This is a genomic window from Thermosulfurimonas marina, from assembly GCF_012317585.1.
GTDB classification, from domain to species: Bacteria; Desulfobacterota; Thermodesulfobacteria; order Thermodesulfobacteriales; family Thermodesulfobacteriaceae; genus Thermosulfurimonas_A; species Thermosulfurimonas_A marina.
This window is the reverse complement of record NZ_CP042909.1, coordinates 861,133-885,374: the sequence shown is the minus strand read 5'-3', so window position 1 is coordinate 885,374 and position 24,242 is coordinate 861,133. Positions and strand designations below refer to the sequence as shown.

Annotated in this window: 26 protein-coding genes; 19 read left to right on the top strand and 7 right to left on the bottom strand. The window is 59.4% G+C overall.

The window, feature by feature from the left end; all coding sequences use genetic code 11:
• Positions 1-16: 16 nt before the first annotated feature.
• Positions 17-376 (top strand): hypothetical protein, encoded by a 360-nt coding sequence (locus FVE67_RS04740; RefSeq protein WP_168719492.1) that lies wholly within the window; start codon positions 17-19, stop codon positions 374-376.
• 35 nt (positions 377-411) lie between these two features.
• Positions 412-591: a hypothetical protein gene (locus FVE67_RS04735; protein WP_168719491.1), complete on the top strand. Its 180-nt coding sequence runs from the start codon at positions 412-414 to the stop codon at positions 589-591.
• 45 nt (positions 592-636) lie between these two features.
• Here FVE67_RS04735 and hpt read toward each other — a convergent pair whose 3' ends face one another.
• Genes hpt through FVE67_RS04720 form a run of 3 tightly spaced genes read right to left on the bottom strand, consistent with a single transcriptional unit; the run spans position 637 to position 4,501 of the window.
• Entirely contained in the window at positions 637-1,167 is a 531-nt protein-coding gene (hpt, locus tag FVE67_RS04730; RefSeq protein WP_168719490.1) for a hypoxanthine phosphoribosyltransferase, read from the bottom strand.
• A 10-nt stretch (positions 1,168-1,177) separates the two neighbouring features.
• Positions 1,178-3,631 (bottom strand): bifunctional acetate--CoA ligase family protein/GNAT family N-acetyltransferase, encoded by a 2,454-nt coding sequence (locus FVE67_RS04725; protein ID WP_168719489.1) that lies wholly within the window; start codon positions 3,629-3,631, stop codon positions 1,178-1,180.
• 9 nt (positions 3,632-3,640) lie between these two features.
• Positions 3,641-4,501 (bottom strand): GGDEF domain-containing protein, encoded by an 861-nt coding sequence (locus tag FVE67_RS04720; RefSeq protein ID WP_168719488.1) that lies wholly within the window; start codon positions 4,499-4,501, stop codon positions 3,641-3,643.
• A gap of 68 nt (positions 4,502-4,569) precedes the next feature.
• Here FVE67_RS04720 and trpE point away from each other — a divergent pair, with 68 nt between their 5' ends.
• The 8 genes from trpE to folE2 all read left to right on the top strand — a co-directional run bounded on the left by trpE (position 4,570) and on the right by folE2 (position 12,703).
• Positions 4,570-6,054 (top strand): anthranilate synthase component I, encoded by a 1,485-nt coding sequence (gene trpE, locus FVE67_RS04715; protein ID WP_168719487.1) that lies wholly within the window; start codon positions 4,570-4,572, stop codon positions 6,052-6,054.
• A 3-nt stretch (positions 6,055-6,057) separates the two neighbouring features.
• On the top strand, positions 6,058-6,711 hold the full coding sequence (locus FVE67_RS04710; protein ID WP_168719486.1) for an anthranilate synthase component II: 654 nt from the start codon (positions 6,058-6,060) through the stop codon (positions 6,709-6,711).
• Between the two features lie 5 nt (positions 6,712-6,716).
• Entirely contained in the window at positions 6,717-7,457 is a 741-nt protein-coding gene (locus FVE67_RS04705; RefSeq protein ID WP_168719485.1) for a fibronectin type III domain-containing protein, read from the top strand.
• A 14-nt stretch (positions 7,458-7,471) separates the two neighbouring features.
• Positions 7,472-8,749, top strand: a complete 1,278-nt coding sequence (gene lysA, locus FVE67_RS04700) for a diaminopimelate decarboxylase (RefSeq protein ID WP_168719484.1) — start codon at positions 7,472-7,474, stop codon at positions 8,747-8,749.
• A gap of 79 nt (positions 8,750-8,828) precedes the next feature.
• Positions 8,829-10,562 carry a phosphoribosylamine--glycine ligase gene (purD, locus tag FVE67_RS04695; RefSeq protein ID WP_168719483.1) on the top strand — a complete coding sequence of 578 codons (1,734 nt, stop codon included), beginning with the start codon at positions 8,829-8,831 and terminating at the stop codon, positions 10,560-10,562.
• The gene (locus tag FVE67_RS04690; protein WP_168719482.1) at positions 10,559-11,182 is read left to right on the top strand and encodes an L-threonylcarbamoyladenylate synthase; all 624 of its coding nucleotides are present in this window, start codon (positions 10,559-10,561) and stop codon (positions 11,180-11,182) included. The genes purD and FVE67_RS04690 overlap by 4 nt, the downstream gene beginning before the upstream one ends.
• The gene (locus FVE67_RS04685) at positions 11,179-11,934 is read left to right on the top strand and encodes an ATP-binding protein (RefSeq protein WP_168719481.1); all 756 of its coding nucleotides are present in this window, start codon (positions 11,179-11,181) and stop codon (positions 11,932-11,934) included. Before FVE67_RS04690 ends, FVE67_RS04685 begins: the two co-directional genes overlap by 4 nt.
• On the top strand, positions 11,924-12,703 hold the full coding sequence (gene folE2, locus FVE67_RS04680) for a GTP cyclohydrolase FolE2 (RefSeq protein WP_168719480.1): 780 nt from the start codon (positions 11,924-11,926) through the stop codon (positions 12,701-12,703). Before FVE67_RS04685 ends, folE2 begins: the two co-directional genes overlap by 11 nt.
• Before the next feature lie 2 nt (positions 12,704-12,705).
• Here the strand turns inward: folE2 and FVE67_RS04675 are convergent, their stop codons facing one another.
• Both FVE67_RS04675 and FVE67_RS04670 read right to left on the bottom strand, forming a co-directional pair.
• Positions 12,706-12,915: a hypothetical protein gene (locus FVE67_RS04675; RefSeq protein WP_168719479.1), complete on the bottom strand. Its 210-nt coding sequence runs from the start codon at positions 12,913-12,915 to the stop codon at positions 12,706-12,708.
• Positions 12,916-12,960: 45 nt separating this feature from the next.
• Positions 12,961-13,707, bottom strand: coding sequence for a TlyA family RNA methyltransferase (locus tag FVE67_RS04670; protein WP_168719478.1), 747 nt, complete (start codon positions 13,705-13,707; stop codon positions 12,961-12,963).
• A 67-nt stretch (positions 13,708-13,774) separates the two neighbouring features.
• On the opposite strand from FVE67_RS04670, the gene FVE67_RS04665 reads away from it, so the two are divergent.
• The 9 genes from FVE67_RS04665 to ptsP are packed head-to-tail and all read left to right on the top strand — an operon-like array spanning position 13,775 to position 23,727.
• Complete coding sequence (locus FVE67_RS04665) at positions 13,775-14,326, top strand: mechanosensitive ion channel domain-containing protein (protein WP_210534664.1); 552 nt, start codon at positions 13,775-13,777, stop codon at positions 14,324-14,326.
• A complete protein-coding gene (gene nadD, locus FVE67_RS04660; protein ID WP_168720335.1) occupies positions 14,316-14,933 on the top strand; it encodes a nicotinate-nucleotide adenylyltransferase in 618 nt (205 codons plus the stop codon). The genes FVE67_RS04665 and nadD overlap by 11 nt, the downstream gene beginning before the upstream one ends.
• Before the next feature lie 30 nt (positions 14,934-14,963).
• Positions 14,964-17,522 (top strand): DNA mismatch repair protein MutS, encoded by a 2,559-nt coding sequence (gene mutS / locus FVE67_RS04655; protein ID WP_210534662.1) that lies wholly within the window; start codon positions 14,964-14,966, stop codon positions 17,520-17,522.
• Positions 17,519-19,144: an N-acetylmuramoyl-L-alanine amidase gene (locus tag FVE67_RS04650; protein WP_168719476.1), complete on the top strand. Its 1,626-nt coding sequence runs from the start codon at positions 17,519-17,521 to the stop codon at positions 19,142-19,144. The genes mutS and FVE67_RS04650 overlap by 4 nt, the downstream gene beginning before the upstream one ends.
• Positions 19,141-20,319 (top strand): exo-beta-N-acetylmuramidase NamZ family protein, encoded by a 1,179-nt coding sequence (locus tag FVE67_RS04645; protein ID WP_168719475.1) that lies wholly within the window; start codon positions 19,141-19,143, stop codon positions 20,317-20,319. Before FVE67_RS04650 ends, FVE67_RS04645 begins: the two co-directional genes overlap by 4 nt.
• Positions 20,320-20,327: 8 nt before the next feature.
• A complete protein-coding gene (locus FVE67_RS04640) occupies positions 20,328-21,374 on the top strand; it encodes a DHH family phosphoesterase (protein ID WP_168719474.1) in 1,047 nt (348 codons plus the stop codon).
• Positions 21,361-21,738, top strand: a complete 378-nt coding sequence (locus tag FVE67_RS04635) for an FmdB family zinc ribbon protein (protein WP_168719473.1) — start codon at positions 21,361-21,363, stop codon at positions 21,736-21,738. The genes FVE67_RS04640 and FVE67_RS04635 overlap by 14 nt, the downstream gene beginning before the upstream one ends.
• Positions 21,713-21,988: an HPr family phosphocarrier protein gene (locus tag FVE67_RS04630; RefSeq protein ID WP_168719472.1), complete on the top strand. Its 276-nt coding sequence runs from the start codon at positions 21,713-21,715 to the stop codon at positions 21,986-21,988. The genes FVE67_RS04635 and FVE67_RS04630 overlap by 26 nt, the downstream gene beginning before the upstream one ends.
• Positions 21,985-23,727, top strand: a complete 1,743-nt coding sequence (gene ptsP / locus FVE67_RS04625) for a phosphoenolpyruvate--protein phosphotransferase (RefSeq protein ID WP_168719471.1) — start codon at positions 21,985-21,987, stop codon at positions 23,725-23,727. Before FVE67_RS04630 ends, ptsP begins: the two co-directional genes overlap by 4 nt.
• Here ptsP and FVE67_RS04620 read toward each other — a convergent pair.
• Positions 23,705-23,914 carry a hypothetical protein gene (locus tag FVE67_RS04620; RefSeq protein WP_168719470.1) on the bottom strand — a complete coding sequence of 70 codons (210 nt, stop codon included), beginning with the start codon at positions 23,912-23,914 and terminating at the stop codon, positions 23,705-23,707. The genes ptsP and FVE67_RS04620 overlap by 23 nt on opposite strands.
• Positions 23,915-24,026: 112 nt before the next feature.
• Entirely contained in the window at positions 24,027-24,242 is a 216-nt protein-coding gene (locus tag FVE67_RS04615) for a hypothetical protein (RefSeq protein WP_168719469.1), read from the bottom strand.

Sequence of the window (24,242 nt, the reverse complement as noted above, 5' to 3'; positions counted from 1 at the left end):
TTGAAGGAGGTCGGTTATGTCGTTGAAAATCTACTTTTTGATCGCTAACCGTCAGTATATCACCGATGCTATTCGTTCTGCCTTAGGCCAATCTGTAGAAAATCATTATTCTCATGCCTGTGTCTTTTATCATAAGATGCCCCGAGTCACGGAGTACGTAAAAGAGAATATCGAATGGATCCGGGATATGGAAGGAGACGTCTTCGCGGTGGTGGACACCATGGACGAGGAAGCCAAGAAATACAATGTTGAAGAAGTAGGACTTACTCCTATCACCTTGGAAGAGCTTGCTCAGCGATTGAGGGAGGCCGACGTGATTATCGGTTACGGGATGCCTAAACAGAAGCATGGGCCGCCTCCGGCCTGCGCTGATTAACAAGTTTTTCGAAAATCCGTCTGAGGAGGGTTAAGATGAAGATCCTGCATATATACCGTAATGAACCCAACGAAGAGGTCCAAAAACTGGTCTCCCTTCTCAACGAAGGAAACGAGGCCATGGAATTTAAGCTTTATGAGGCCAAGGAGGATGCGGACTACGATCGCCTCATCCAGATGATCTGGGAGGCGGACAAGACCATCAGCTGGTGGTAACCTTTCTTTCTAGGAGGAAAAAGGGCGGCCTTAGGCCGCCCTTTTTTATTTTTGGAGAAGGACCTCATAGACTCCGGGAAGATGGCGGTAGCGTTCGGCGTAATCCAGGCCGTAGCCCACGAGAAAACCTCGGGGGATCTTGAAGCCCACAAAATCCAATTCGAGAGGCACCTTGCGCCGTTCGGCTTTGTCAATGAAACAGCAAAAGCGCACCGAGGCCGGCTCATGCGTGCGCAGGTGCTCCCGGAGAAAGGCCAGGGTGTAGCCAGTGTCCACAATGTCTTCCACCACCAGGACGTCCTTTCCTCGAAGAGGAAGCTCCACATCTTTAGTGATCTGTACCTCTCCGGCCGAGGTGTCGGAAAACCCGTAGCTCTTGAGGCGAATGAAGTCCACCTGGACCTCGGGAAGATCTATGGCCCGCATAAGGTCGGCCAGAAAGACGAAGGCTCCCTTGAGGATACCCAGGAGCACCAGGGGACGGCCCCGGTAGAGTTGTGAAATCTCTCGGCCCAGCTCCTTTACCCTCTCGGCAATCCTTTCCGGAGAAAGTAAAAGTCGCAGTTCCTCTCCCACCGTCTTCCTCCTAGAGGTTTTTTTCTACAAGGATCAGATCTTCCTCCTCTTCTTTTACCTCAAAACCCAGCCTTTCGGCCAGGGCCAACATGCGCCGATTTTCCCGAAGGATGGTCATCAGGATCCTTTTTAGATGGAGATTACGGGCTACGGCCAGCATCTTTTCGCAGAGGATACGTCCCAGGCCTAAACCCTGCCAGGGATCCCCCACCACTACGGCCATCTCCGCACTTTCCTCATCCGGACTCTTTATAAGACGCACCACCCCCACGATTCGCCAGCAGGGTTCTTTTTCGTGAGGAAGGAGGGCCACCAGGGCCAGCTCCCGATCGTAGTCTATCTGGCAGTAGCGGGCCAGCTCCTCGTGCGAAAGGCTCTTTTTGGTTTGTAAGAACCGGAAGCGGATAGTCTCTTCCGAAAAGGTTCGAAAGAGCTCCGCCATAAGAGGTTCGTCTTCCGGCTTTATAGGGCGAATTTTTACCATTCGACCATCTTTCAGACGTTCCTCAAAGGTAAAGTGAGAAGGATAAGGGCAGATGGCTAAATGCGCCGGGCAGTAATAGCCGAGAGAGAACCTGGGGAGATCCAGCCAGCCCTCCTCAAGGACTATCCGGGCCTCCCGAGGCCGGATCTCCCCGGAAGAGACTTCCAGGGCGGGAATAAAGATCTCCCGGATCTCCGGCAGATTGACCACTAAATGAGAAAGACGCACCAGGAGTTCCTCCACAAAAACCGCGGCCTGGGGATGATGTTGACGAAGATACCCATAAATACGGGTCTCTTCGAGGAGCCGCCGGGCCAGGGTCTGGTTTAGCGGGGGGAGCCCTAAAGCGTAATCTTTTTCCATCTCCAGCCAAAGGCCTCCTAGTCCACAGAGGATCACGGCCCCGAAGGTGGGATGGCGGGTGGTGGCCAGAAAAAGGGGGGCCGGAAGGTCTGGAGCCCGGGGATCCTTTCCGCAAAGGCCGTAGGCTTCTAAGACCCGGTGTATTTCTTCCGGACGGAGCTCGAAGCGGCCCTCCTTGCGAATCTCCGTAAATAATCGGCGCAGGGCCTCTAGGTCGGGTTGCAGATCTTCGGCCACGGCCGTCGGGGTCTCGGAAAGGAGGCGGAGGTTATGTTCATAACGGAACATGTAGTAGAAGCTTTTTACCGCTTCTACCGGACTTACAAAATGGGGAATATTTTCCTTGGTGAGGATCTGGCGGCCTTCAAGGACTCGGGTAGCCCCCATAAAACTCGCCAGGAGGGGTTTATAGGGAAATTCCTTCTGGGCCCGCACTACCGCCCAGGCGAATTCTTCTACCGGGGCCTCCAAAGAAGGAGTGAAGATTACCAGGAGGCCATCCACCTGAGGATCTTGGAGGAGACATTTCAGACTTTCCCGGAAAAGGCTGGGATCGGCCGAAGACCACAGATCCAGGGGATTTTCCGGAGAGCGCTGGAGAAGGGTGGTCAGATCTTCCCGGGTCTTGGGGCTGAAATTTGCTAAGACCCCGCCCAGTCTGACCAACTCCTCGGCAGCCAAGACCGCCGGCCCTCCGGCATTGGTGACGATAGCCAAGCGCGGCCCTCGAGGGCGGGGCTGTTTGGAAAGGCTTTCGGCAAGGTAAAAGAGATCCAGGATATCTTCTACGCGCACCACCCCGGCCCGTTTAAAGGCTGCATCATATACCTTTTGATCGGCGGCGAGGGCCTCAAGAAGTGACTCGGGGCTTTCTCCTTGAGGGGCCTTCCCCCGAACCACCACCAGGGGTTTGGTCCAGGCAAAGGCCCGGGCGGCCCGCATAAACTTACGTCCGTTTTTGAGGTCTTTGATATAGGCCACGATGGCCCGGGTATGAGGATCAAGGGAAAGATAGTCGATGATGTCCGCCAGATCTATGTCGGCCTTTTCTCCTAAGGAGACGACCGCACTGAAACCGATCTTCTTCTCCTCCGCCCAGTCCAAAACGGCATAAGCCAGGGTGGCGCTGTCGGAGACAAAGGCCAAAGAACCCGAGGAGAGATCTCCGGGGAAAAGGCTGGCGTTAAAGCGCTGGCGAGGAACAATGATCCCCAGACTGTTAGGCCCCAGAAGGCGGAGATTCTTCTCCCGAGCCCGCTCTTTTAGAAGACGCAGGAAACTTTTTGGAGACTCGACCTTGGAAAAGAAGTCCAGACCTACGATCATCACCGCCCTTACCCCGTGCCTTCCACAGGCCTCGATCTGTCCCGGCCAGCGGTGAGGTTCTCCGGCCAGGATGGCTAGATCCACCCTGCGGGGAAGGCTGGCCAGGTCGGGGTAGGGCTCGAGCCCCAGGACCGCTTCCTCTTCTTCACTTATGGGATAGACTCCCCCCTTAAAGCCCTGAAGGATGAGATTTTTGAGGATTTGGGCCCCGGGAGAGCGTTTCTCATCCCGCACATCAAAAAGGGCGATCCTTCGAGGTCTAAAAAGGGCCTCCAGATCTTTAAGGGCCATAGCTTTCCTCTAAAGATCACGGGAAAAGGCCCGGGAAAGGACCGGCCGCGGAGGAGGACCTTTGGCCCCGGAGGAAAGCCACTCCTTGAGGAGGACTTTGTGCTCGTACATGGCAAGATCCGCTCGGTGGAGGCAACTTTCTAGGGTGTCTTCTCCCAGCACATCCGTGGCCCCACAAGCAAAATAAAGTCCTACTTCTTCACCTTCGACCTGCAAGGAAATGGGAGTTGCCGTTAAATCCCGAAGGAAGGGCTCGGCCTTTTCCACGGAAGGGGCCGCCAGAAGCAGACAGAATTCGTCCCCTCCTAGGCGCACCGGCACATCCAGCCTCTTGGTAAAGGCCCTAAGTCTGCGGGCGGCCTGCACCAAAAAACGATCCCCTATCTGATGCCCAAAGCGATCATTGATCTTTTTGAAGTCACAGAGATCTAAAAAGGCCAAAATATAAATCTCACGCCCCTTGGTAGCACGTTTCAGGATCTCCGGGAAGAAGGTCTGGAGGGCCCGGCGATTCCAGAGCCGAGTAAGTTCATCCCGCAGGAGTTCTTCTCGGAGATAATCCACCTGTTCTTCTAGTTCAGCCAGACGAGCTACGATCTCTTCCAAGACTCGAATGCGTTCCTGCCGTTTCAAGACCTCGCGGACCTCTCCGTGGGAAAGGAGCCACTCCAGGACCTCCCTGGTCTCCCGCACTAACTCTGCCAGGAGATTCTCCTTTTCTTCCGGGGGAAGCTTTTCCGCCTCTTGGAACTCCTCGGCATACCGCGAAGGGAGGGGCAGGAGACGGGCTTTCAAGGGGTTCAGAAAGGCGGTCCAGCAGGTACGTAGCCTTTCGGCCTCTTTCTGAAGGAATTCTTCAAAAAGGTCCATTTTAGCCTCTAGGATAGTCAAGGGAGCCTTGCTTGCCAAGCCCCTAAGTTGCGAGTAAAAAGACTTTCATGTATCTGGAGATCTTCCCCTCCCGGGAGAGGTTTCGGGAATTGGCCCGGCAGGCCAACCTCATCCCGGTCTGGACCGAGGTCCTGGTGGATCTCGAGACCCCCATCTCCCTTTATTACAAAACGGTTTCCGGCCACTATGGCTTTCTCCTGGAAAGCCTTGAGGGGGGCGAAAAATGGGCCCGTTACAGCTTCATCGGACTGAATCCCTTTCTCATCTTTCGGGCCCGGAGGCGAAGGGTCACCCTGCTTGATCCCCATGGAGAGGTCAGCCGGGAGGTGGAGGATCCTCTTGAGAGCCTGAAAGAGGTCCTTTCCCGCTTTCAGGCCGCGGTCTTCCCGGAACTTCCCCGCTTTTTCGGAGGGGCGGTGGGTTTTCTCTCCTACGACGTGATCCGTTTCATCGAACGGCTCCCGGATGTAAGCCCGGATCCCATGGGCTTTTCGGATCTCCATTTCATGTTCCCGGAGATCCTTCTGGCCTACGACCGCCTGCGACACGTGCTTCAGATCATCTATAATGCCCGGATCGAGCCCGGGGTCTCTCCCGAGGCCGTCTATGAGAGGGCTAGGGCCGAGCTTTCGGCCATGGTGGCCCGGGTAAAGGGCCCCCTCATCTACCCCCCGCCGGTCTCTCAGACCGAAGGGGTGGAGCTTTCCCCGGAGATAGAAAAGGGCCGGTTTCTGGAGATGGTCCAGCGGGCCAAAGACTACATCGCCGCGGGAGACGTAATCCAGGTGGTCCTTTCCCAGCGCTTTTCCGGCCGTTCCCCTCTTCCTCCCTTCGCCCTCTACCGGGCCCTGCGCAAGATCAACCCTTCCCCCTATCTCTTCTTTTTGCGTCTGGCTGACGAAACCCTCATCGGTTCTTCTCCGGAGATCCTGGTGCGGGTGGAGGGCCGCCGGGTAGAGACCCGCCCTATCGCCGGGACCCGGCCCCGAGGGCGTACCGAAACCGAAGATCTGGCCCTGGCCGAAGACCTCTTGAACGATCCCAAGGAAAGGGCCGAACACCTCATGCTGGTGGACCTGGGGCGCAACGATTTGGGGCGGGTCTGCACTTACGGGAGTGTAGAGGTGCACGAACTCATGGTTATCGAAAGATATTCCCATGTCATGCACCTGGTCTCCGGGGTGCGGGGGGAGCTAGCCCCGGGAAAAGACATGTTTGATGTCTTTCGGGCCACCTTTCCCGCAGGCACGGTCTCCGGGGCCCCCAAGATCCGGGCCATGGAAATCATCGAGGAACTGGAGCCGGAAAAGCGCGGGCCTTACGCCGGGGCCGTGGGTTATTTTGGGTTTTCGGGAAATATGGACCTCTGTATTACCATCCGCACCCTCTTCCAGAAGGGCGACCGGCTCTACCTCCAGGCCGGGGCAGGGATTGTGGCCGATTCCGATCCGGAAAGGGAGTATCAGGAGACCCTCAACAAGGCCCGGGGCATGATGCAGGCCCTGGAATTGGTCAAAAAGGGGGTGGTCTAGACCGTGCGCCTTCTGGTCATCGACAACTACGATTCTTTTACCTATAACCTGGTGCAACTCCTGGGGGTGATGCTCGAAAGGCTCTTTCCCGGGGGAGAGATTCGGGTCTTTCGCAACGACGAGATCACCCTGGCCGAGGCCGAAGCCCTGGATCCTACCCACATCATCGTTTCTCCCGGACCCTGTGATCCCTCCAAGGCCGGGATCTCCGTCCCCCTCATCCGGCACTTTGCGGGGAAGGTCCCCCTCCTCGGGGTCTGTCTGGGGCACCAGTGTATCGGGGCGGCCTTTGGGGCGCGCATTGTGCGGGCCCGGCGTCTCATGCACGGAAAGACTTCCGAAATCTCTCACGACGGCCGGGGGATCTTCGAGGGTCTGCCTAATCCCTTTGAGGCCATGCGCTATCACTCCCTGGCCATTGAGGAAAAGAGCCTGCCCCCGGAGCTTGAGGTCACCGCCCGGTCCGAAGACGGGGAGATCATGGGGGTGCGGCACCGGGAATATCCCCTGGAAGGAGTACAATTTCATCCGGAGTCCATCGGGACCTCCCTTTCGGCCTGGCGTCGGCTCCGCCGGCCTCCGCGGGAGTGGGACTTCCGGAGCGCCGATCTTCCGGAAGGAGTCCTTCTCCTGCGCAATTTCCTTACCCGCTACTGAATCCCATGGGCGGCTTTCTTAAAGGCCCTCTTCTTTTCCTGCTCCTTCTTTTCTTTTTGAGTCCAGGCTGCGGGCGCAAGGGGCCCCCGGTGCCCCCGGAAGAGGCCCGTCCCGAGGCCCCTAAGGATCTCCGTCTCCTCCCTCGTCCCCTATTCGTGGAACTGCGCTTTAAGGTCCCACTTGAGGATGTAAGAGGGGTGCCCCTCAAGAAGATCAAGGCCTTCGAGGTGGAGCGGGTCTGTCGGCCGGCCGAAGGCCCCGGCCCGGAAATACGGACCCGGGAGAAGATTCCCTTCGGGGATTCCCCTTCCCGGCTTGAGGAATTCCTCTGGCGAGAGCGGAGGTTGCGCTCCGGGTGGTGTTGCCGCTTTCGGGTGCGGGCGGTAAAGGGCTGGCGCTCCCGAAGCGACTGGACTCCCCCCCAGGCCCTCTGCTGGCACACCCCGCCCCGGACCCCGGAAGATTTCTCGGTAAAGGTCCTGGTCCCGCATACGGTCTATCTCTCCTGGAGGCCCGTAAAGAAAGACCTTCAGGACTTTCCTCTGGAGCATTTGGTCCTTTATCGCGTGAGGCGCCGGGAGGGAGAAGGCCCCTCTCAGGTCTTCCCCCCTATCCGGGAGACGAGCCTTTTTGACACCTCGGCCCGGGCCGGAAAGACCTATTGCTACCGGGTAGAGCCTCTTTTATCATACTACGGTACGCTGATCCCGGGTTTTGCTACCCCGGAGATCTGCGTCACTCCCTAGGTTGAGGAAAGAAGATGCACCATTTTCATTATCATAAACGGGAACTTTATGCCGAAGAGGTCCCGGTAGCCCGTATCGTCGAGGAGGTGGGCACTCCGGTCTATATTTATTCTGCAGCCACGCTGAGGCGCCATTTTCGGGTCTTTCGAGAGGCCTTTTCCGGGATCCCCCACCTCCTCTGCTATTCGGTGAAGGCCAACTCCAATCTGGCAGTGCTGGCGCTCCTGGCCCGGGAGGGCTCCGGGGCGGACATCGTCTCCGGGGGAGAACTTTACCGGGCCCTCCGGGCCGGCATTCCTCCGGAAAAGATCGTCTTTTCCGGGGTGGGCAAGACCGAAAAGGAGATGGAGGAGGCCCTTTCGGCCGGGATCCTCATGTTCAACGTGGAGAGCCTGGGAGAACTGGAGGCCCTTTCCCGGGTGGCCCGGCGCCTGGGACGCAAGGCCCCTCTGGCCATTCGGGTCAACCCCGATGTGGACCCCCGTACCCATCCCTACATCTCTACCGGGCTCAAGAAAAACAAATTCGGACTTCCGGAGGGCCTGGCCTTCCAGGCCTACCTTCGGGCCAAGGAGGACCCCTATCTGGAGCCCGTGGGAGTGGACTGCCATATCGGCTCCCAGCTTACGGAGATCTCCCCTTTTGTGGAGGCCTTAAGGCGCCTTAAGACCCTCTACCTCCGGCTGCGGGAAGAGGGCCTGCCCTTGAGGTATCTCGATCTGGGAGGGGGACTGGGGATTGTCTACGGAGAAGAGGAGCCTCCTCCGCCCCGGGAATATGCGGAGGCCCTTTTGCGGGAGATGCGGGACCTCCCAGAGACCACCCTTATCCTGGAGCCCGGACGGGTGATTGCCGGAAACGCAGGCATTCTGGTCACCCGGGTCCTTTATGTAAAACATCACCCTCCCACCGAGGAAAACCCCGAAGGGCGCACCTTCGTGATCGTAGATGCAGGGATGAACGACCTTATCCGCCCCACCCTCTACCAGGCCTACCACCGCATCCAGCCGATCAGGGAAACTCTGGAAGGGGAGACCCTGGTGGCCGACGTGGTGGGCCCCATCTGCGAGAGCGGAGACTTTCTGGCCCGGGAAAGAAGGCTTCCCGCGGTAAGGCCGGGGGAGCTTTTGGCGGTGATGAGTGCCGGGGCCTACGGCTTTGTGATGTCCTCCAACTATAATTCCCGGCCCCGGGCCGCCGAAGTCCTGGTGGACGGGGCGCGCTTTTTCGTGGTAAGAAAAAGAGAAACCTATGAAGACCTGGTGCGCCTGGAAGAGATCCCCGAATTTTAGCCCGCGGCTTTCCATTTATGTGCCGGGCCTACGCCGTCTCCGGGACTGTCTGAGAAAAAATCTTTGAGAGGAGGAGGCCATGAAAGTTCTGGTGGTCGGAGGAGGGGGACGGGAGCACGCCTTATGTTGGAAGTTAGCCCAGAGTCCGAAGGTGGAGAAGGTCTACTGTGCCCCGGGAAATGCGGGCATCGCCCGGGAGGAAAAATGTGTCTGTCTGCCCATCGACCCCTTTGATTTTGAGGCCCTGGCCCGGTCCGCCCGGGAAAAGGAGGTGGCCTTCACCGTGGTGGGACCGGAGGATCCCCTGGCCCGGGGACTGGCCGACTATTTTCAGGAAAGGGGGCTTCGGGTCTTTGGACCCACGAAGGCCGCGGCCGAAATTGAGGCCAGCAAGGCCTTTGCCCGGGAACTCCTGGCCCGCTATGGAATCCCCGTGCCCCGTTTCGAGGTCTTCGACGACCCCACGGCGGCCAAGCGCTATATCGAGAAGACCGGGGCTCCCATTGTAGTCAAAGCGGATGGCTTGGCCGCGGGCAAAGGGGTCATCGTGGCCGAGACCGTGGAGGAGGCCCTTTCTGCAGTGGAAAAGATCATGGAAGAGCGGGTCTTCGGGGAGGCCGGGGCCCGGGTGGTCATCGAAGAATGCCTGGTGGGAGAGGAGGCCTCCTTCATGGTCCTTACCGACGGGGAGGTGGTGCTGCCTCTGCCCACCTCTCAGGATCACAAGCGCCTCCTTGACGGAGACCGGGGCCCCAACACTGGGGGCATGGGGGCCTATTCCCCGGCCCCTCTGGTCACTCCGGAGCTTCAGGAGGAGATCCTTGAACGGATTATGAAACCCACCATCCGGGCCCTGGCCCGGGAGGGACGGCCCTATCTGGGGGTGCTTTACGGGGGGCTCATGATGGTAAAGGGGCGGCCTTATGTGCTGGAATTTAATTGCCGTTTCGGGGATCCGGAGGCCCAGCCGGTCCTCATGCGCCTGGAGTCCGATCTGGTGGAACTCATCGAGGCCGCTTTTGAGGGAAGGCTTGCCGAAGGCGAAGTGAAGGTAAGGCCGGAGCCTGCGGTCTGTGTGGTCCTGGCCTCTGAGGGCTATCCCGGAAAGTACGAAAAGGGCAAGGAAATTCGCGGAATTGAGGAGGCCGAAAGAATCCCCGGAGTAAAGGTCTTTATGGCCGGAGTGGCCGAGGCTGAAGGGCGACTGGTGACCTCCGGAGGCCGGGTCCTGGGAGTCACGGCCCTGGCCGAAGACCTCCCCTCGGCCATCGACCGGGCCTACGAAGCGGTGGAAAAGATCTCCTTTGAAGGAGCCCATTTCCGCAGGGACATTGGGGCCAAGGCCCTGAAACATCTTAAGCCCCCCAAGGTGGGCCTTTTGGTGGGAAGCCCGAGCGATCTTTCCCAGGTGGAGGCCGCCGAGAGGGTCTTTCAGGAGTTCGGGGTCCCTTATGAGGTGGTGGTGGCTTCGGCCCATCGCACCCCGGAGAAGGTCCGCCGCTATGCGGAGGAGGCCGAAGCCCGGGGGACCAAGGTCCTCATCGCCGGGGCGGGCCTTTCCGCCCATCTTCCCGGGGTGGTGGCGGCCCATACTACCCTTCCGGTAATCGGGGTGCCGGTGGCTGCCGGGCCTCTTAAGGGGGTGGACGCCCTCCTTTCCATAGTGCAGATGCCCCGGGGGGTGCCGGTGGCCACGGTGGGCATAGGGAATTTTGCCAACGCCGCCCTTCTTGCGGTAGAGATTCTGGCCCTTTCCGAGGAACGCCTGCGCAGGAAACTCCAGAATTATCGTAAAAACCTTTCTTCGGGATGAAGATCCTGCGTGCGGAAGAGGAAGAGGCCTTAAGTGAGGCCCTGCGGGTGCTCTCTGAGGGGGGGCTGGTGGGTTTTCCCACCGAGACCTTTTATGGTTTGGGGGCCGATCCCTTCAACCCGGCGGCCATTGAAAGACTCTATGAGGTCAAGCGCCGCCGGAGGGACAAGCCGGTTCTCCTTCTCCTCGGGGACCGGGAGGAGGTGGGCCGGCTGGTGGAAGAAATACCTCCGGTAGCCGAGCTCCTGATGGAGCACTTCTGGCCCGGGCCTCTGACCATTGTCTTCCGCGCCCGGACGGATATCCCTCCCTGGCTCACCGCTGAGACCGGAACCGTGGCCCTGAGAGTGTCCTCTCATCCTCTGGCCCGGGATCTCCCCCGCCTTTTTCGCGGGCCGGTTACCGGAACCAGCGCCAATCTTTCCGAAGAGCCTCCGGCCCGAACCGCCGAAGAGGTGGCCCACTATTTTCCCGAGATCGACCTTATCCTGGACGGCGGTCCCTGCCCCGGAGAAAAGCCTTCCACCCTGGTCTCCGTGGTCTCCGAACGGGTGGAGCTTCTGCGCCCCGGGGCCGTGCCCTGGGAGAAAATTGAAAAGCTGTTAAAATCATTCTCATGAAAATCGCCTTCTGCGGAAAGGGCGGAGTAGGAAAGAGTACGGTGGCGGCCCTCCTCTGCCGGGCCCTGCGCGAGGAAGGCCTTTCCGTCCTGGCCATCGATGCCGATCCCAGCCCTCATCTGGGGCGCTTGCTCGGCTTTTCGGAGGAAGAAAAGCTCACGCCGCTTTCCGAGATGCGGGAGCTTCTGGCCGAAAGGGCGGAGAAGGCCGGCCCCTACTATACCCTGAACCCCCGTATCGAGGATCTTCCGGAAAGGTTTATGCTCACCCGGGACGGACTCAAGCTCATGGTCCTCGGGGCCATAAGAGAGGCTGGAGGGGGCTGTGCCTGCCCGGAGCAGACCGTCCTGCGCCGGCTCCTTTCCCATCTCATCCTCCAGGCCCGGGAGGCCGTGGTGGTGGACATGGAGGCCGGGGTAGAGCACTTCGGCCGGGGCACCGTGGTCCCCATGGACTTCATCCTGGTAGTCACCCAGCCTTACCGGGGTAGTCTGGAGACCGCCAAACAGATCCTCCGCCTGGCCCGGGAGCTAGAGCTTAAAAACGTTCTGGTGGTGGGAAACGCCGTCCGCACGACCGAAGACGAAGCCTTTATCGAAAAGACCCTGGGGCAAAGCCCGGTGCTCTCCTTTCCGGAAGACCCGCAGGTGGCGGCGGCGGAGAGGGAGGGGCGCAGTCTTTTGGAGGTAGAAGGTCCGGCGGTGGAGGCCGCCCGGCGCCTGGCCCGGATCCTCCTTTCCCATGGAGCTTAAAGACGTCCAGAGCGAGCCGGCCAGCTGCGAGATCCCCATCGATAAGGTGGGGATCAAGGGCATCCGCTATCCGGTCTCGGTGCTCGACAAACGCCGGGGGCTTCAGCACACGGTGGCCGAGATCGACATGTTCGTAGATCTACCCCAGGAATTCAAGGGCACCCACATGAGCCGCTTCATTGAGATCCTCAACGAATTCCGGGAGGAGATCCACATCCGCAACATTCCCTTTATCCTGGATCGCATGCGGGAGAAGCTCTCAGCCAAGGTGGCCCATCTGGAAATACGCTTTTCTTACTTTCTTAAAAAGGAGGCCCCGGTGAGCCGGGCCCCCTCCCTGATGGAATATCGCTGTCTTATTGCCGGGGCCAAAGACGAAAAGGCGCTGGATATCGTTCTGGGGGTTAGAGTGCCGGTGATGACCGTTTGTCCCTGTTCCCAGGCCATAAGCGAGATCGGGGCCCACAACCAGCGGGGGGAGGTCAATCTCCGGGTGCGTTTCCGGCGCTTTGTCTGGTTGGAAGATCTGATCGAGATCGTGGAGGCCTCGGCCTCAAGCCCGGTCTATCCCCTTCTTAAACGACCGGACGAAAAATTCGTCACCGAGGAAGCCCACCGCCGACCGCGATTTGTGGAGGATGTGGTCCGCGAAGTGGCCCAGCGGTTGCTGGAACACCCAGACATTACTTGGTTTGCGGTCTCGGCCGAAAATTTCGAATCCATTCACGCCCACAACGCCTACGCCTATATCGAAAGACGGAAAGGCTGAACTTATTCCCCCTCCTCGGTCTCCATCTCTATTTCCAGGAAGGAATGTCCACACTCGTAACATTTGACGTCCAGGATCCTTCCGAGCAAGGCCACATAGATCTCCTGGGCCCCGCATTCCGGGCACTTTTTATCTATTTCGGCCTCCTCTACGAGGCTGCGGATTTCCTCCTTTAACTCCTCCGTAACCTCCGGATCGAAGATAATCTTCACCGCCAGACCTCCTCCACAGACTTTCTCGCAAAATAACAATCCCTCTCAGGCTTGTAAAGGAGATTTTTGGAACAAAATGAAAAACTCCCGATTTCCGGAAGGGCCGGGAAGGGGGCTTTCGGCCACCCCCAGGGCCTTGAGCCCCAATTCTTCCCCGAAGCACCAGATTTCTTTTATCACCCGGCGGTGCTTGGCGTGGTCCCGCACCACCCCTCCCCGCCCCACCTCCCTTCGGCCCACCTCGAATTGGGGCTTAATCAGGGCCAGGATCCTTCCCCCGGGTTTGAGGATGGTGAGGGCCGCCGGAAGGATCTTTTTGAGGGAGATAAAAGAGACATCGATGGTCACCAGATCCACCGCTTCCGGAAGGCTTTCGGCGGTAAGGTACCGGGCATTAACCCCCTCGAGGACCACCACCCGGGGATCCCGGCGCAGGCTCTCATGGAGCTGCCCTCGTCCCACGTCCAGGGCATAAACCCTGCGGGCCCCGTGCTTAAGGAGGCAATGGGTAAAACCCCCGGTGGAGGCCCCCAGATCCGCACAGACCCATCCCCGAGGGGAAAGTTCGAAGACCTTTAGGGCCCCTTCCAGCTTTAGCCCTCCCCGGGACACATAAGGCAACCCCCGGCCCCGGATCTCGATCCGGGCCTCAACCGGGACCCGGGCCCCGGCCTTTTCCACCCGCTGTCCCTCCACGAAGACCTCCCCGGCCATAATCAAGGCCTGGGCCTTTTCCCGGGTTTCCACAAACCCCCGAGCCACCAGCAGTTTATCCAGCCTCTCCTTTTTCATCTTGTCTTCCTCTCCTTAAGACTATAATTTTTAGACCAAAAATCGGCTTTGTCCCGGGAGTCCTTTCGTGGAAAACCTGGATTGGCTTCGTCAGGATTGGCCCTACCTCTTTAAGCTGGTGGCCACCTGTTTTTTGGTGGTCCTCTATGTGATTATCGCTTCTACGGTCAATATTTCTCTCGGTCGGTACGCCAAGAGACACCATCTGGCCTATCGAAGACTTATTTATACCCGAAAATTTGCAAATTTACTTCTTTTTTTACTCTTCTTGCCCCTTCTTTTGGGCTTTTGGGGCATAAATCTGCGAGGGCTTTTGGTCCTGGCTTCTTCCCTCTTTGCCCTGGTAGGTGTCGCTTTTTTTGCCTCCTGGTCTCTTCTCAGTAACATTACCTCGAGTCTGATCCTCTTTGTGGCCTTTCCCCTCCGAATAGGAGACACCATTCGCATTGTGGATGGGGACAATTCGGTAGAAGGAGAAATCTTAGATATGGGGCTTTTCAACGTAAAGATCCGTACCTCTCAAGGGGGAATCGTGCTCTATCCCAACAATCTCTTTTTACAGAAACCGGTGGTCAAAATCTTGAAGGAGTCTCCGGAGGAGGTCTTCTATCCCTGGTAATTCTCCCGCCAGCTCGAAGATCGGTCTTTTGGGGGGTACCTTTGACCCCATTCACCTGGCGCATCTACGCTTGGCCGAAGAGGTGCGCGAGGCCTTAGGGCTGGCCGAGGTGTGGTTCATCCCGGCGGGGGTTCCCCCGCACAAAAGGGCCGAGCCCCATCTTCCCTTTGAAGAACGCTTGCGGTTGGTGGAGCTGGCTCTTCAGGATCATCCGGCCTTTCGGGCCCTCGATATTGAAGGGCGCCGGCCTGGCCCTTCTTACACCGTGGATACCCTGCTTGAGCTCCGGAGCCGGTATCCCGAAAGGCGCTTTTACTTCATCCTGGGCTGGGACGCCTTCCTGGAGATAGAGAGCTGGCACGAATACCGGAGGCTTCCCGAGCTGGCGCACCTGGTGGTGGTCTCCCGGGGGGACTTCTCCTCCGCGGAGGCCCGCAAACAGGCCCAAAGACTATTTCCGAACCATAGAGTGCATTTCCTCCGGGTAACCCGCCTGGACATCTCCTCTACCGAGATCCGCCGGAGGAGGCGGGCCGGGCTTTCCATACGCTATCTGGTACCGGAGGCCGTCTTCCGTCGCATTGAGGAAGCCGGTCTTTACCTTTAAACTTTTTATCCCATGCAGAAGTTCACCCCTATGTTCCGTCAGTATCTGGAAATCAAGCGTCGTTATCCGGAGGCCATCCTCTTTTTCCGTCTGGGGGACTTCTACGAAATGTTTTTTGAAGACGCGGAGAAAGCCGCCGGGATCCTGGGCATCGCCCTTACCTCAAGGGACGCCGGGGGCGGACGCCGGGTCCCCATGTGTGGGGTACCGGCGGCCAACGCCACCCCTTATATACGCAAACTGGTGGAGTCCGGCTACCGGGTGGCCATCTGTGAACAGGTGGAGGACCCCCGGGAGGCCAAGGGGCTGGTCCGCCGGGAGGTCCTGCGGGTAATTACCCCGGGGCTTTTCCTGGACCCGGAGGCCCTCCCGGAAAAGGAGGCCTGTTATCTCGCGGCGGTCTTTCCGGGGCGCAGACCGGGACTCGCTCTCTTGGATCTTTCGGCCGGAGACTTCCGGGTTACCGAACTTCCCGAAAGGGAGGATCTCCTGAACGAACTCTTTCGACTCGAGCCCCGGGAGATCCTCCTTCCACCGGGAAACGAACCTCTGAAAAAAAGTCTGGCCGAAATCCTTCCCCGGGTGGCCTTCTCGGAGAGACCCTCCGGGGAGTTCAGCGAGGCCCGGGCCCGGGAGCTTTTGGCCCGCCATTTCGGGGTGCACGACCCCGCGGGGCTGGGCCTTGCGGAGATGTCTGCGGGGCTTGCGGCCGTGGGCGCGGTCCTCACCTACCTTTCCGAAAATGAACCCGGGGCGCTGGAGCGTCTGGCCCCGCCCCGACCTTATTTCCCGGGAAACTATCTGGTCCTGGATGAGCCCACCAAGCGCAATCTGGAGCTGGTGCGCAACCAGCTCGACGGCACGGTCCGCCACAGTCTCCTCTGGGTCCTGGATCAGACCCGGACTCCCATGGGAGGGCGCACCCTCCGCTCCTGGATCCTCTATCCCCTGCGAGATCTTTCCGCCATTCGCCAAAGACAGGCCAGCCTGAGATTCCTCTTAGAGGAGGCCGAAAGGCGGCGCCGTTTGCGGGAGGTCCTTTCTCGGGTCACCGATCTGGAAAGGCTGGCTACCCGTTGCGCCTTGCGGCTGGCGGGCCCCCGGGATTTGGTGGCCCTGCGAGAGACCCTGAAAAGGCTACCGGAGATCCGGGAAAGCCTTCCCCCGGAGGCCCCCGGGCGCTTGAGGGCTCTGGTCCAGGAGCTAGCGGACTTCGGAGAACTCTTGCGGCGCCTGGAGGAGACCTTGCTCGAAGAGGTGCCGGCCAGTCCCAAAGAGGGGGGCCTGGTGCGCCCCGGGGTCCATCCGGAACTGGACGAACTGCGCGATCTCAAGGAAAACGCCCTGCGCTACCTTTCGGAGATCGAGTCTCGGGAGCGGGCCCGCACCGGGATTCCCAACCTTCGGGTGGGCTTCAATCGGGTCTTTGGCTACTACATCGAGGTCACCAAGAGCCATCTGGCCCGGGTCCCCAGGGACTACATTCGCAAGCAGACTCTGGCCAACGCCGAACGTTTTATCACCCCGGAACTCAAGGAGTTTGAGGCCCGGGTCCTTTCGGCGGAGGAACGCATCCAGGCCCTGGAATACGAAATCTTTGTCGGCTTGCGGGAGGAGGTGGCCGAAAGGGCCGAGGAGTTGCGGCAGACCGCGCGGGCCCTGGGAGAGATCGATGCCCTCTGCTCGCTGGCGGAGGTGGCCGAAAAGTACGGTTACGTCTGCCCGGAGGTCACCGAGGCCCCGGGAATAGAAATCGTGGAGGGGCGGCATCCGGTCCTGGAAAGGGTCCTTCCCTACGGAAGCTTTGTCCCCAACACCGTGCGTCTTGAGCCCGAAGGCGAACGTCTGCTTCTTATCACCGGTCCCAACATGGCCGGAAAGTCCACCATCCTGCGTCAGACGGCCCTTATCGTGCTTCTGGCCCATATGGGAAGTTTTGTCCCCGCGGCTTCGGCCCGTATCGGACTCTGTGATCGGATCTTTAGCCGTATCGGGGCCTCGGATGAACTCTCCCGGGGGCGTTCCACCTTCATGGTGGAGATGGCCGAGTGTGCCAACATCCTGCGCAACGCCACGGAAAGGAGCCTGGTGATCCTGGACGAGATCGGCCGAGGGACCAGCACCTATGACGGGCTGGCCATCGCCTGGGCGGTGGCCGAACACCTTCACGGCTTGCGGGCCCTGACCCTCCTGGCCACCCATTACCACGAACTCACCCGGCTGGCCGAGGAACTTCCGGGGGTCAAAAACTACAATGTGGCGGTAAAGAGTTGGCGGGATCAGGTGGTCTTCCTCTACCGACTCCAGCCCGGACCGGCCAGCCGCTCCTACGGGGTGGAAGTGGCGGCTCTGGCGGGGCTTCCCCCGGAGGTGATCGCTCGGGCCCGGGAGATCCTCTCTACTCTGGAAAGGAAGGCCCTGGAAGTCCGACCCCCGGCCCCGGAAAGGCCCCGCCAACTCCCCCTCTTCGATCCCCTTCTTCCCCTCAAAGAAAGACTCCTTTCCGTGGACCCGGAGGAACTTACCCCCCGCGAGGCCCTTAATCTGATTTTTGAATTGCGGGCCCTTCTATTAAAATCGGGACTATGAGAGTTTTTTTCACGGTCTTCTTCTGGGTGGCCCTGATCCTGGGCGCCCCCACCTCTTCCCAGGCCCGCACTCCCTCCCAGAAGGCCTTTGCCGAGGCCAAGCGAGAGCTGGCCCGACTGGCGGCCTCCCCCAAAAGACAGCGTTACCGACGTTACTGGGTCCGGGTCATCAATCGTTTCCGGAGGGTCTATCTCCGGTATCCCGAAAGCCCGGAGGCCCCCAAGGCCCTTATCTGGACCGCCCGGCTCTACCGAAATCTCTACGGGTATTCCCATCGGGTAAGCGATCTTAAGGAGGCCCTCAGACGCTATCGCCTCCTCTGGGAGCACTATCCCCGAAGTCCTCTGGCCGACGACGCCCTGGCCGAGGCCGCGGGGGTCTTACGGGATCTCCTGAAAGAGCCCGGCCAGGCCCAAAGGCTTTTAGAGATCCTTTGCCAGCGCTATCCCCACGGAGACCAGGCCCGTAAATTCTGCGGCCTCGCGGTTTCCCGAAAGAGGGCCTCGAAAGAGGTCGCTCCGAGCCGGACCTCCGGTCCGGCCCTGGTCAAGAACATCCGTCATTGGTCCGGGGAGGACTATAGCCGGGTGGTGGTGGATCTGAACGGCCAGGTGCGCTTTCAGGACCATGCCCTGAAGGCCCATGCCGGTCGCCCTCCACGGGTCTATGTGGATCTCACCCCGGCCCGGCTTTCCCCCTATCTCAAACCCGAAATTCCCATCCGGGACGGACTCCTTACCCGGGTGCGGCTGGGCCAGTATCGCCCGGACACGGTCCGGGTGGTCCTGGATCTGAAGAGCCTCACCTCCTACCGCACCTTCTTTCTCACCCAGCCTCCGCGGGTGGTGATTGACCTCCTGGGAGAGGCCCCCGCCGGCCCTTCACCCCTTAAGCCCCCTCCCCAGGGACGCTATTCCCTGGCCCAGCAGTTGGGCCTTTCCATCCGTCGGGTGGTCATCGATCCCGGCCACGGGGGCCACGACCCCGGGGCCCTCGGGCTTTATCGGCTCCGGGAAAAGGACATCACCCTCAAGGTCAGCCGGTATCTGGCCGAAGAATTGGAAAAGAGGGGCTTTGAGACCCTTCTTACCCGGACCCGGGACATTTTTCTTCCCCTCATCAAGCGGCCGGCCATCGCCAACCTCAAGCGGGCAGACCTTTTTGTCTCCATTCACGTCAACGCCGCTCCCAATCGGCGCAGTCGGGGTATCGAGACCTACTACCTTTCCTTTACCACCGACCCCGAGGCCATGCGGGTGGCTGCCCTGGAAAACGCCATCTCCAACCAGTCTCTGAGCGACCTCCAGAACATCCTGAAAAAGATCCTGCGCAACACCAAGCTGGAGGAATCCCGGCGCCTGGCCCAGTTGGTTCAGGAAAATCTGGTAAGAGAGCTGCGAAGGCGCTGGAAGGGGGTGAAAGATCTGGGGGTCAAAAGGGCTCCCTTTCTGGTATTGGTGGGGGCCCGGATGCCCGCGGTCCTGGTGGAGATCTCCTTCATCACCAACCCGGTTGAGGCCCGCCGCCTGCGCGACGAAGGCTATCTCCGGGATATCGCCCGGGGGATCGCCCAGGGCATAGTGGCCTACGCCCGGGAGATCCAGGTGGCCCGTAAGCCATGAGGGTGCGCCCGGGGCTTGCAGTCCTTCTTTCCGAAAGGCCGGCCTGGCTCCGCGGCCGCCGGGCAGGCTTGCTGCTCCATCAGGCCTCGGTCACCCCGGATCTGGTCCCGGCCCAGGTGGCCCTGAAAGAAATCCTGGGAAGGGATCTGGTACGCCTCTTTTCCCCCCAGCACGGTCTTTACGGAACCGAACAGGCCAATATGATCCCCACCGGAGATGAGATTGACCCCCTTTCGGGGCTACCGGTGGTGAGTCTCTATGGCCCGCGCCTGCGTCCGGAGCCCGCCCACTTTGCGGATCTGGATCTCCTTCTGGTGGACCTCCAGGATGTGGGCTGTCGGGTCTATACTTATCTTTGGACCCTTTATTTGCTGCTAGAGAGCCTTTCGGGCTCCGGGGTGGAGGTGGTCATCCTGGATCGTCCCAATCCCCTGGGAGGGTATGTGGAGGGGCCTCTTCTTTCCGAAGACCTCCTTTCCTTTGTGGGGCTCTTTCCCCTCCCTATGCGCCACGGGCTCACCTTAGGCGAGGCGGCTCTCCTCTTTCAGAGGGCCCGGGGCTTTGACCTTGAATTGCGGGTGATCCGAGCCGAGGGCCTGCGCCGGGAATATACCTTCCCCCAGACCGGCCTTCCCTGGATACCCCCATCCCCCAATATGCCTTCCTTTGAGACCGCCCTGGTCTATCCCGGTCAGGTCCTTCTTGAAGGGACCAATCTTTCCGAGGGCCGGGGGACCACTCGGCCCTTTGAACTTTTCGGAGCCCCTTGGCTTCGCCCGGAAAGGGTGCAAGCGGTCCTGCCCGAAGGCCTTCCGGGGGCCAAACTTCGACCGGTAGTCTTTCGCCCGGTCTTTGACAAATGGAAGGACCGCCTGGTGTGCGGGTTTCAACTTCACGTTACGGATCTTGCGTCCTTCCGCCCGGTGCGTACCACGCTCCTTCTCCTGCGTGTCATAGCCCAAACGCACCCGGAGTTCGCCTTCCGCCTTCCTCCCTACGAATTTGAAGAAAAAAGGCTGCCTATTGATATTATAGCGGGTCACTCGGATATACGGTCTTTTATTGTCGGAAAGACAGACTGGGAAGAGCTTGATTTTTTTCTCAAAGAGGGCTTAACTAAATATGTAGATCAGGTGGCCTCCCTGGGACTCTATAAAGGGAGGCTTTTTTTGTAAGAGAAAAAATGCCTGGACATTCAAGAAACGGCAAGCGGCGTTTCCGCTCCAATCGGGAGCGGGTGCAGGCCCTCTTTTCCCTCTTCCGCCGGGAAGACCGGGTCCTTATCCCGGTGTGGGCCGATCCCGACGCCCTGGCCAGTGCCTTTGCCGTTAAACGCCTTTTAGCCCAGCGTGTCTCTCAGGTGGTCATCGCTCACGTGAACGAAATCCGCAGGGTAAACAACCAGCTCATGATTTCTCTACTGCGCATCCCGGTGGTTAAGTTTTCTCAGATTTCTCTGGAAGACTTCAGCCGTTTTGTGCTCGTGGACGCCCAGCCTCCGCATCATGAGGTCTTTCAAAAGATCTCCTTCGATGTGGTGATTGATCACCACCCGGAGACCCAGGGCTGGGAAGCCTCCCTGGTAGATATCCGACCGGAGTATGGAGCCTCCTCCACCATCCTGGCGGAATACCTCAAGGCGGTGGGGATCTCTCCCTCCGTGGCCCTGGCCACGGCCCTGGTCTACGGGATCAAGACCGACACGGACAACTTTGAAAAACACTGCACCCTCCAGGACGTCATTGCCTTCCATTTTCTTTTCAAACGCCTCAATCGTCACCTCCTCCACAAGATCGAGGCCTCGGACATTCGGCGCTCCGAGCTCAAATACATAAAATTGGCCCTGGAGAACATGAAATTCCGCAAACAGCGGCTTTTTACCCACATAGGGCGGGTACCCAATCCGGACATTTTGGTGGTGATTGCCGACTTCCTTAACCACGTGCAGGAGGCCGGCTGGGTCTTTGTTTCCGGAGAATATCGCCAGAAGCTGGTGGTTATCATCCGGTGTGACGGGTACCGCAAGGACGCCGGAAGGCTGGCCGCCAGGGCCTTCGGATCCTTGGGCTTGGCTGGAGGACACCGGGAAAAGGCCCGGGCCGAGATCCCGCTGGCCACCCTGGGGGTGGAGGGCAACGGAAATTTAAACACCCTCTTTCTTATCCAGCTTTTACGCAAACACTTTCGGGATATGCAGGCCGGCAGGAGGGCCCAAGGTGCCGCTTTATGAGTACCTGTGTCTCGAATGCCGCAGGATTTCGGAACACCTGGTTTTCCGCGAGGAAGATTTTACGCCCTATTGCCGGCGCTGTGGTTCTCAAAAGGTGCGCAAACTGATCTCCCGGGTGCGGGTAAGGCTTTCCCTGGATAGCCGTCTGGAGCGCTTGGCGGATCCGGCCCTCCTTTCCGGACTGGATGAAGAGGATCCTCGCCGTGTGAGGCGTTTCATGGAGAAAATGGGGGCCGAGTTCGGAGAGGAGCTGGGGGACGATTTTGAGGAAGTCTTGGGCGAGGCCGAGGAGGAAATGGAAAAGGAACTCTCCCGAGAGGGAGGGTCTGAGGAGGGGGATGGCGGCGAAGGGGAAACGGATTGAGGCCGAGGTGGAGGTGAAGGGCCCCCTGGGATTGCACGCCCGGCCGGCGGCTCGCCTAGCCCAGGCCTTGAAATCCTTGAGAGCCGAGGTCTATCTCTCTCGGGGAAACCACCGGGTCAACGCCCGCAGTATTCTGGATGTGTTGACCCTTGTGGCTTCGACCGGCACCCGTCTTAGGGTGATTGCCGAAGGAGAGGAGGCCGAGGAGGCCGTAAAGACCCTCAAGGAGATCCTGGAGGCCGAGGGATGAAAATCCTGCGGGGGCTTGGGGTTTCGGCCGGGGTGGCCGTAGGTCCGGCCCATGTGATCTTTCCGGGGCGCATCAAGGTTACCCGGACCCGCATCACCCCGGAGGAGATTCCCGCGGAGATCCGGCGTCTGGAAGAGGCCATACAGACGGTCTTCCGACGCATCGAGGATCTGGAGGCCGGAATTCCCGAGGGACTGGGAGAGGTGCGAGCCATTCTGGAGGCCCAGCGTTACATTCTGGCCGACCCCTCCCTGCGGGAGGAAGTGGCGGCCCTTATTCGGGAGGGTCTAAATGCCGAGTGGGCCCTCCTTCGGGTCCTCAAACGCTATCAGAAGGCCTTTCAGGAGCTCCCGGAAGAATATTTCCGGGAGCGCTTCCGCGATCTCGAAGGGCTGGTAGAGATGGTGATCTCGGCCCTTTCTGGAGAGGAAAATGCGCGGGTGAAGGAGCCGGCCATCATTGTGGCCCAGGATCTCACCCCGGCCGATACCGTATCCCTCACCCCGGCCAACACCCTGGCCTTCGTGACCGAAGGAGGGAGTCGCACCTCGCATACGGCGATTATGGCCCGCAGTCTGGGGATCCCGGCGGTGGTGGCGGTTAAGGGATTGCTGGAGGAAGTCTCCCCCGGGGACTGGCTGGCCGTGGACGGGACTACCGGAGAGGTCATCCTCGGCCCCGGGGAGGAGATCATCCGGGAATTCCGGGAAAGGGCCCGGCGATTTGAGGCCCTTAAGGTCCGGCTCCATCAGGTAAGCCATCTTCCCGCAGAGACCCGCGACGGCCGTCGTCTGGCCCTGAGGGCCAATCTGGATCTCCCAGAAGAGGTCTCCTTTGCCCGGGAATACGGGGCCGAAGGGGTGGGACTTTTCCGCACCGAATATCTTTATGTCTCTCGCCGGGAACTTCCTTCAGAAGACCTCCTTTTCGAGACCTATCGGAGGGTAGTGGAGGCCCTAGCTCCCCATCCGGTGACCATCCGGACCCTGGATATTGGGGGGGATAAGTTTGCCTCCGTCCTCTCCCTCCCGGAGGAGATCAATCCCGCTCTGGGTCTCCGGGCCATTCGGCTTTGTCTCAAGGAGGAAGGCCTTTTCCGCACCCAGCTGCGGGCCATCCTCCGGGCCAGCGCCTACGGCAAGGTGAAGATCATGTTTCCCATGATCTCTGGGGTTACGGAATTCCTAAGGGCCCGCAACCTGGTGGGAGAAATCCAGCAGGAACTCGCGGAGGAAGGAATCCCTTTTGACCCAGATTTAAAAATTGGGGCCATGATTGAGGTTCCCTCGGCCGTGGCTGTAGCCGACCTCTTGGCTCAAGAGGCCGATTTTTTCAGCATCGGCACCAATGACCTCATCCAGTACACGCTGGCTATCGACCGCGGGAATCAGGAAGTGGCTGAACTCTATGAGCCCCTGCATCCCGCGGTTCTACGTTTTATTCGCCAGACGGTGGAGGCGGGCCATCGGGCGGGTATCCCTGTGGCCCTCTGTGGGGAAATGGCCGGGGAACTCCTTTATGTGCCGGTCCTGGTAGGCCTGGGGCTCGATGAGCTCAGCATGAACCCCCAGAGCCTTCCGGAGATCAAACTCTTCCTCCGGGAGCTTTCTTATGAAGAATGTCGGGAGGCCGTGGAGGAGCTCCTCAAGCTTACCTGTCAGGACGAGGTCAAGGAGGCCCTAAGCGCCCGTTTCGGCCCTATGATCCGGCGTTTTTCTAGATCCCTTTGGTCTGAATGACCGAAAGCCTCTTTTTCATCTTTTCCATAAGGAGGTGGAGTTCGCTCTTGAGCTCCGCCAGGGTCTGGTGCTTTCGGCGATAGACCTTCTCCAGCTCCGCCAGCCAGTACTCCAGGACCTCCCGTTCCCGGTTAACCAACTCCTGCTGGACTTTCCGTTTGAGATTCTCAAGCAGTTTGGGATCCATGTCCTCTCAGGAAGGAGAAAATTCCTTCAATTTCTTTTTGAGATAACCCGCAAGTCCGTAGGAGAGGATCGCCCCCACTAGGACCGCCAAGACCATCAAGATCAGGGTTTCGTTAAAGCTCAACACACTGGGCCACCCCTTTGGCGTTTTCGCTCAAAACCAGAAAAAGGCTTCCCGCTACCATCAAAAGAATCACCACCCAAAACCCCACCAGGGCGTCTCCTCTAGGGAGCCCTTTTTCTAAGAGACTTTTTACCAGTATAGCTAAAGCTACTCCCAAAGCCAAATTGTAAAACCAACGTCCTAATTCCTGAAAAAGGCGCTCCAT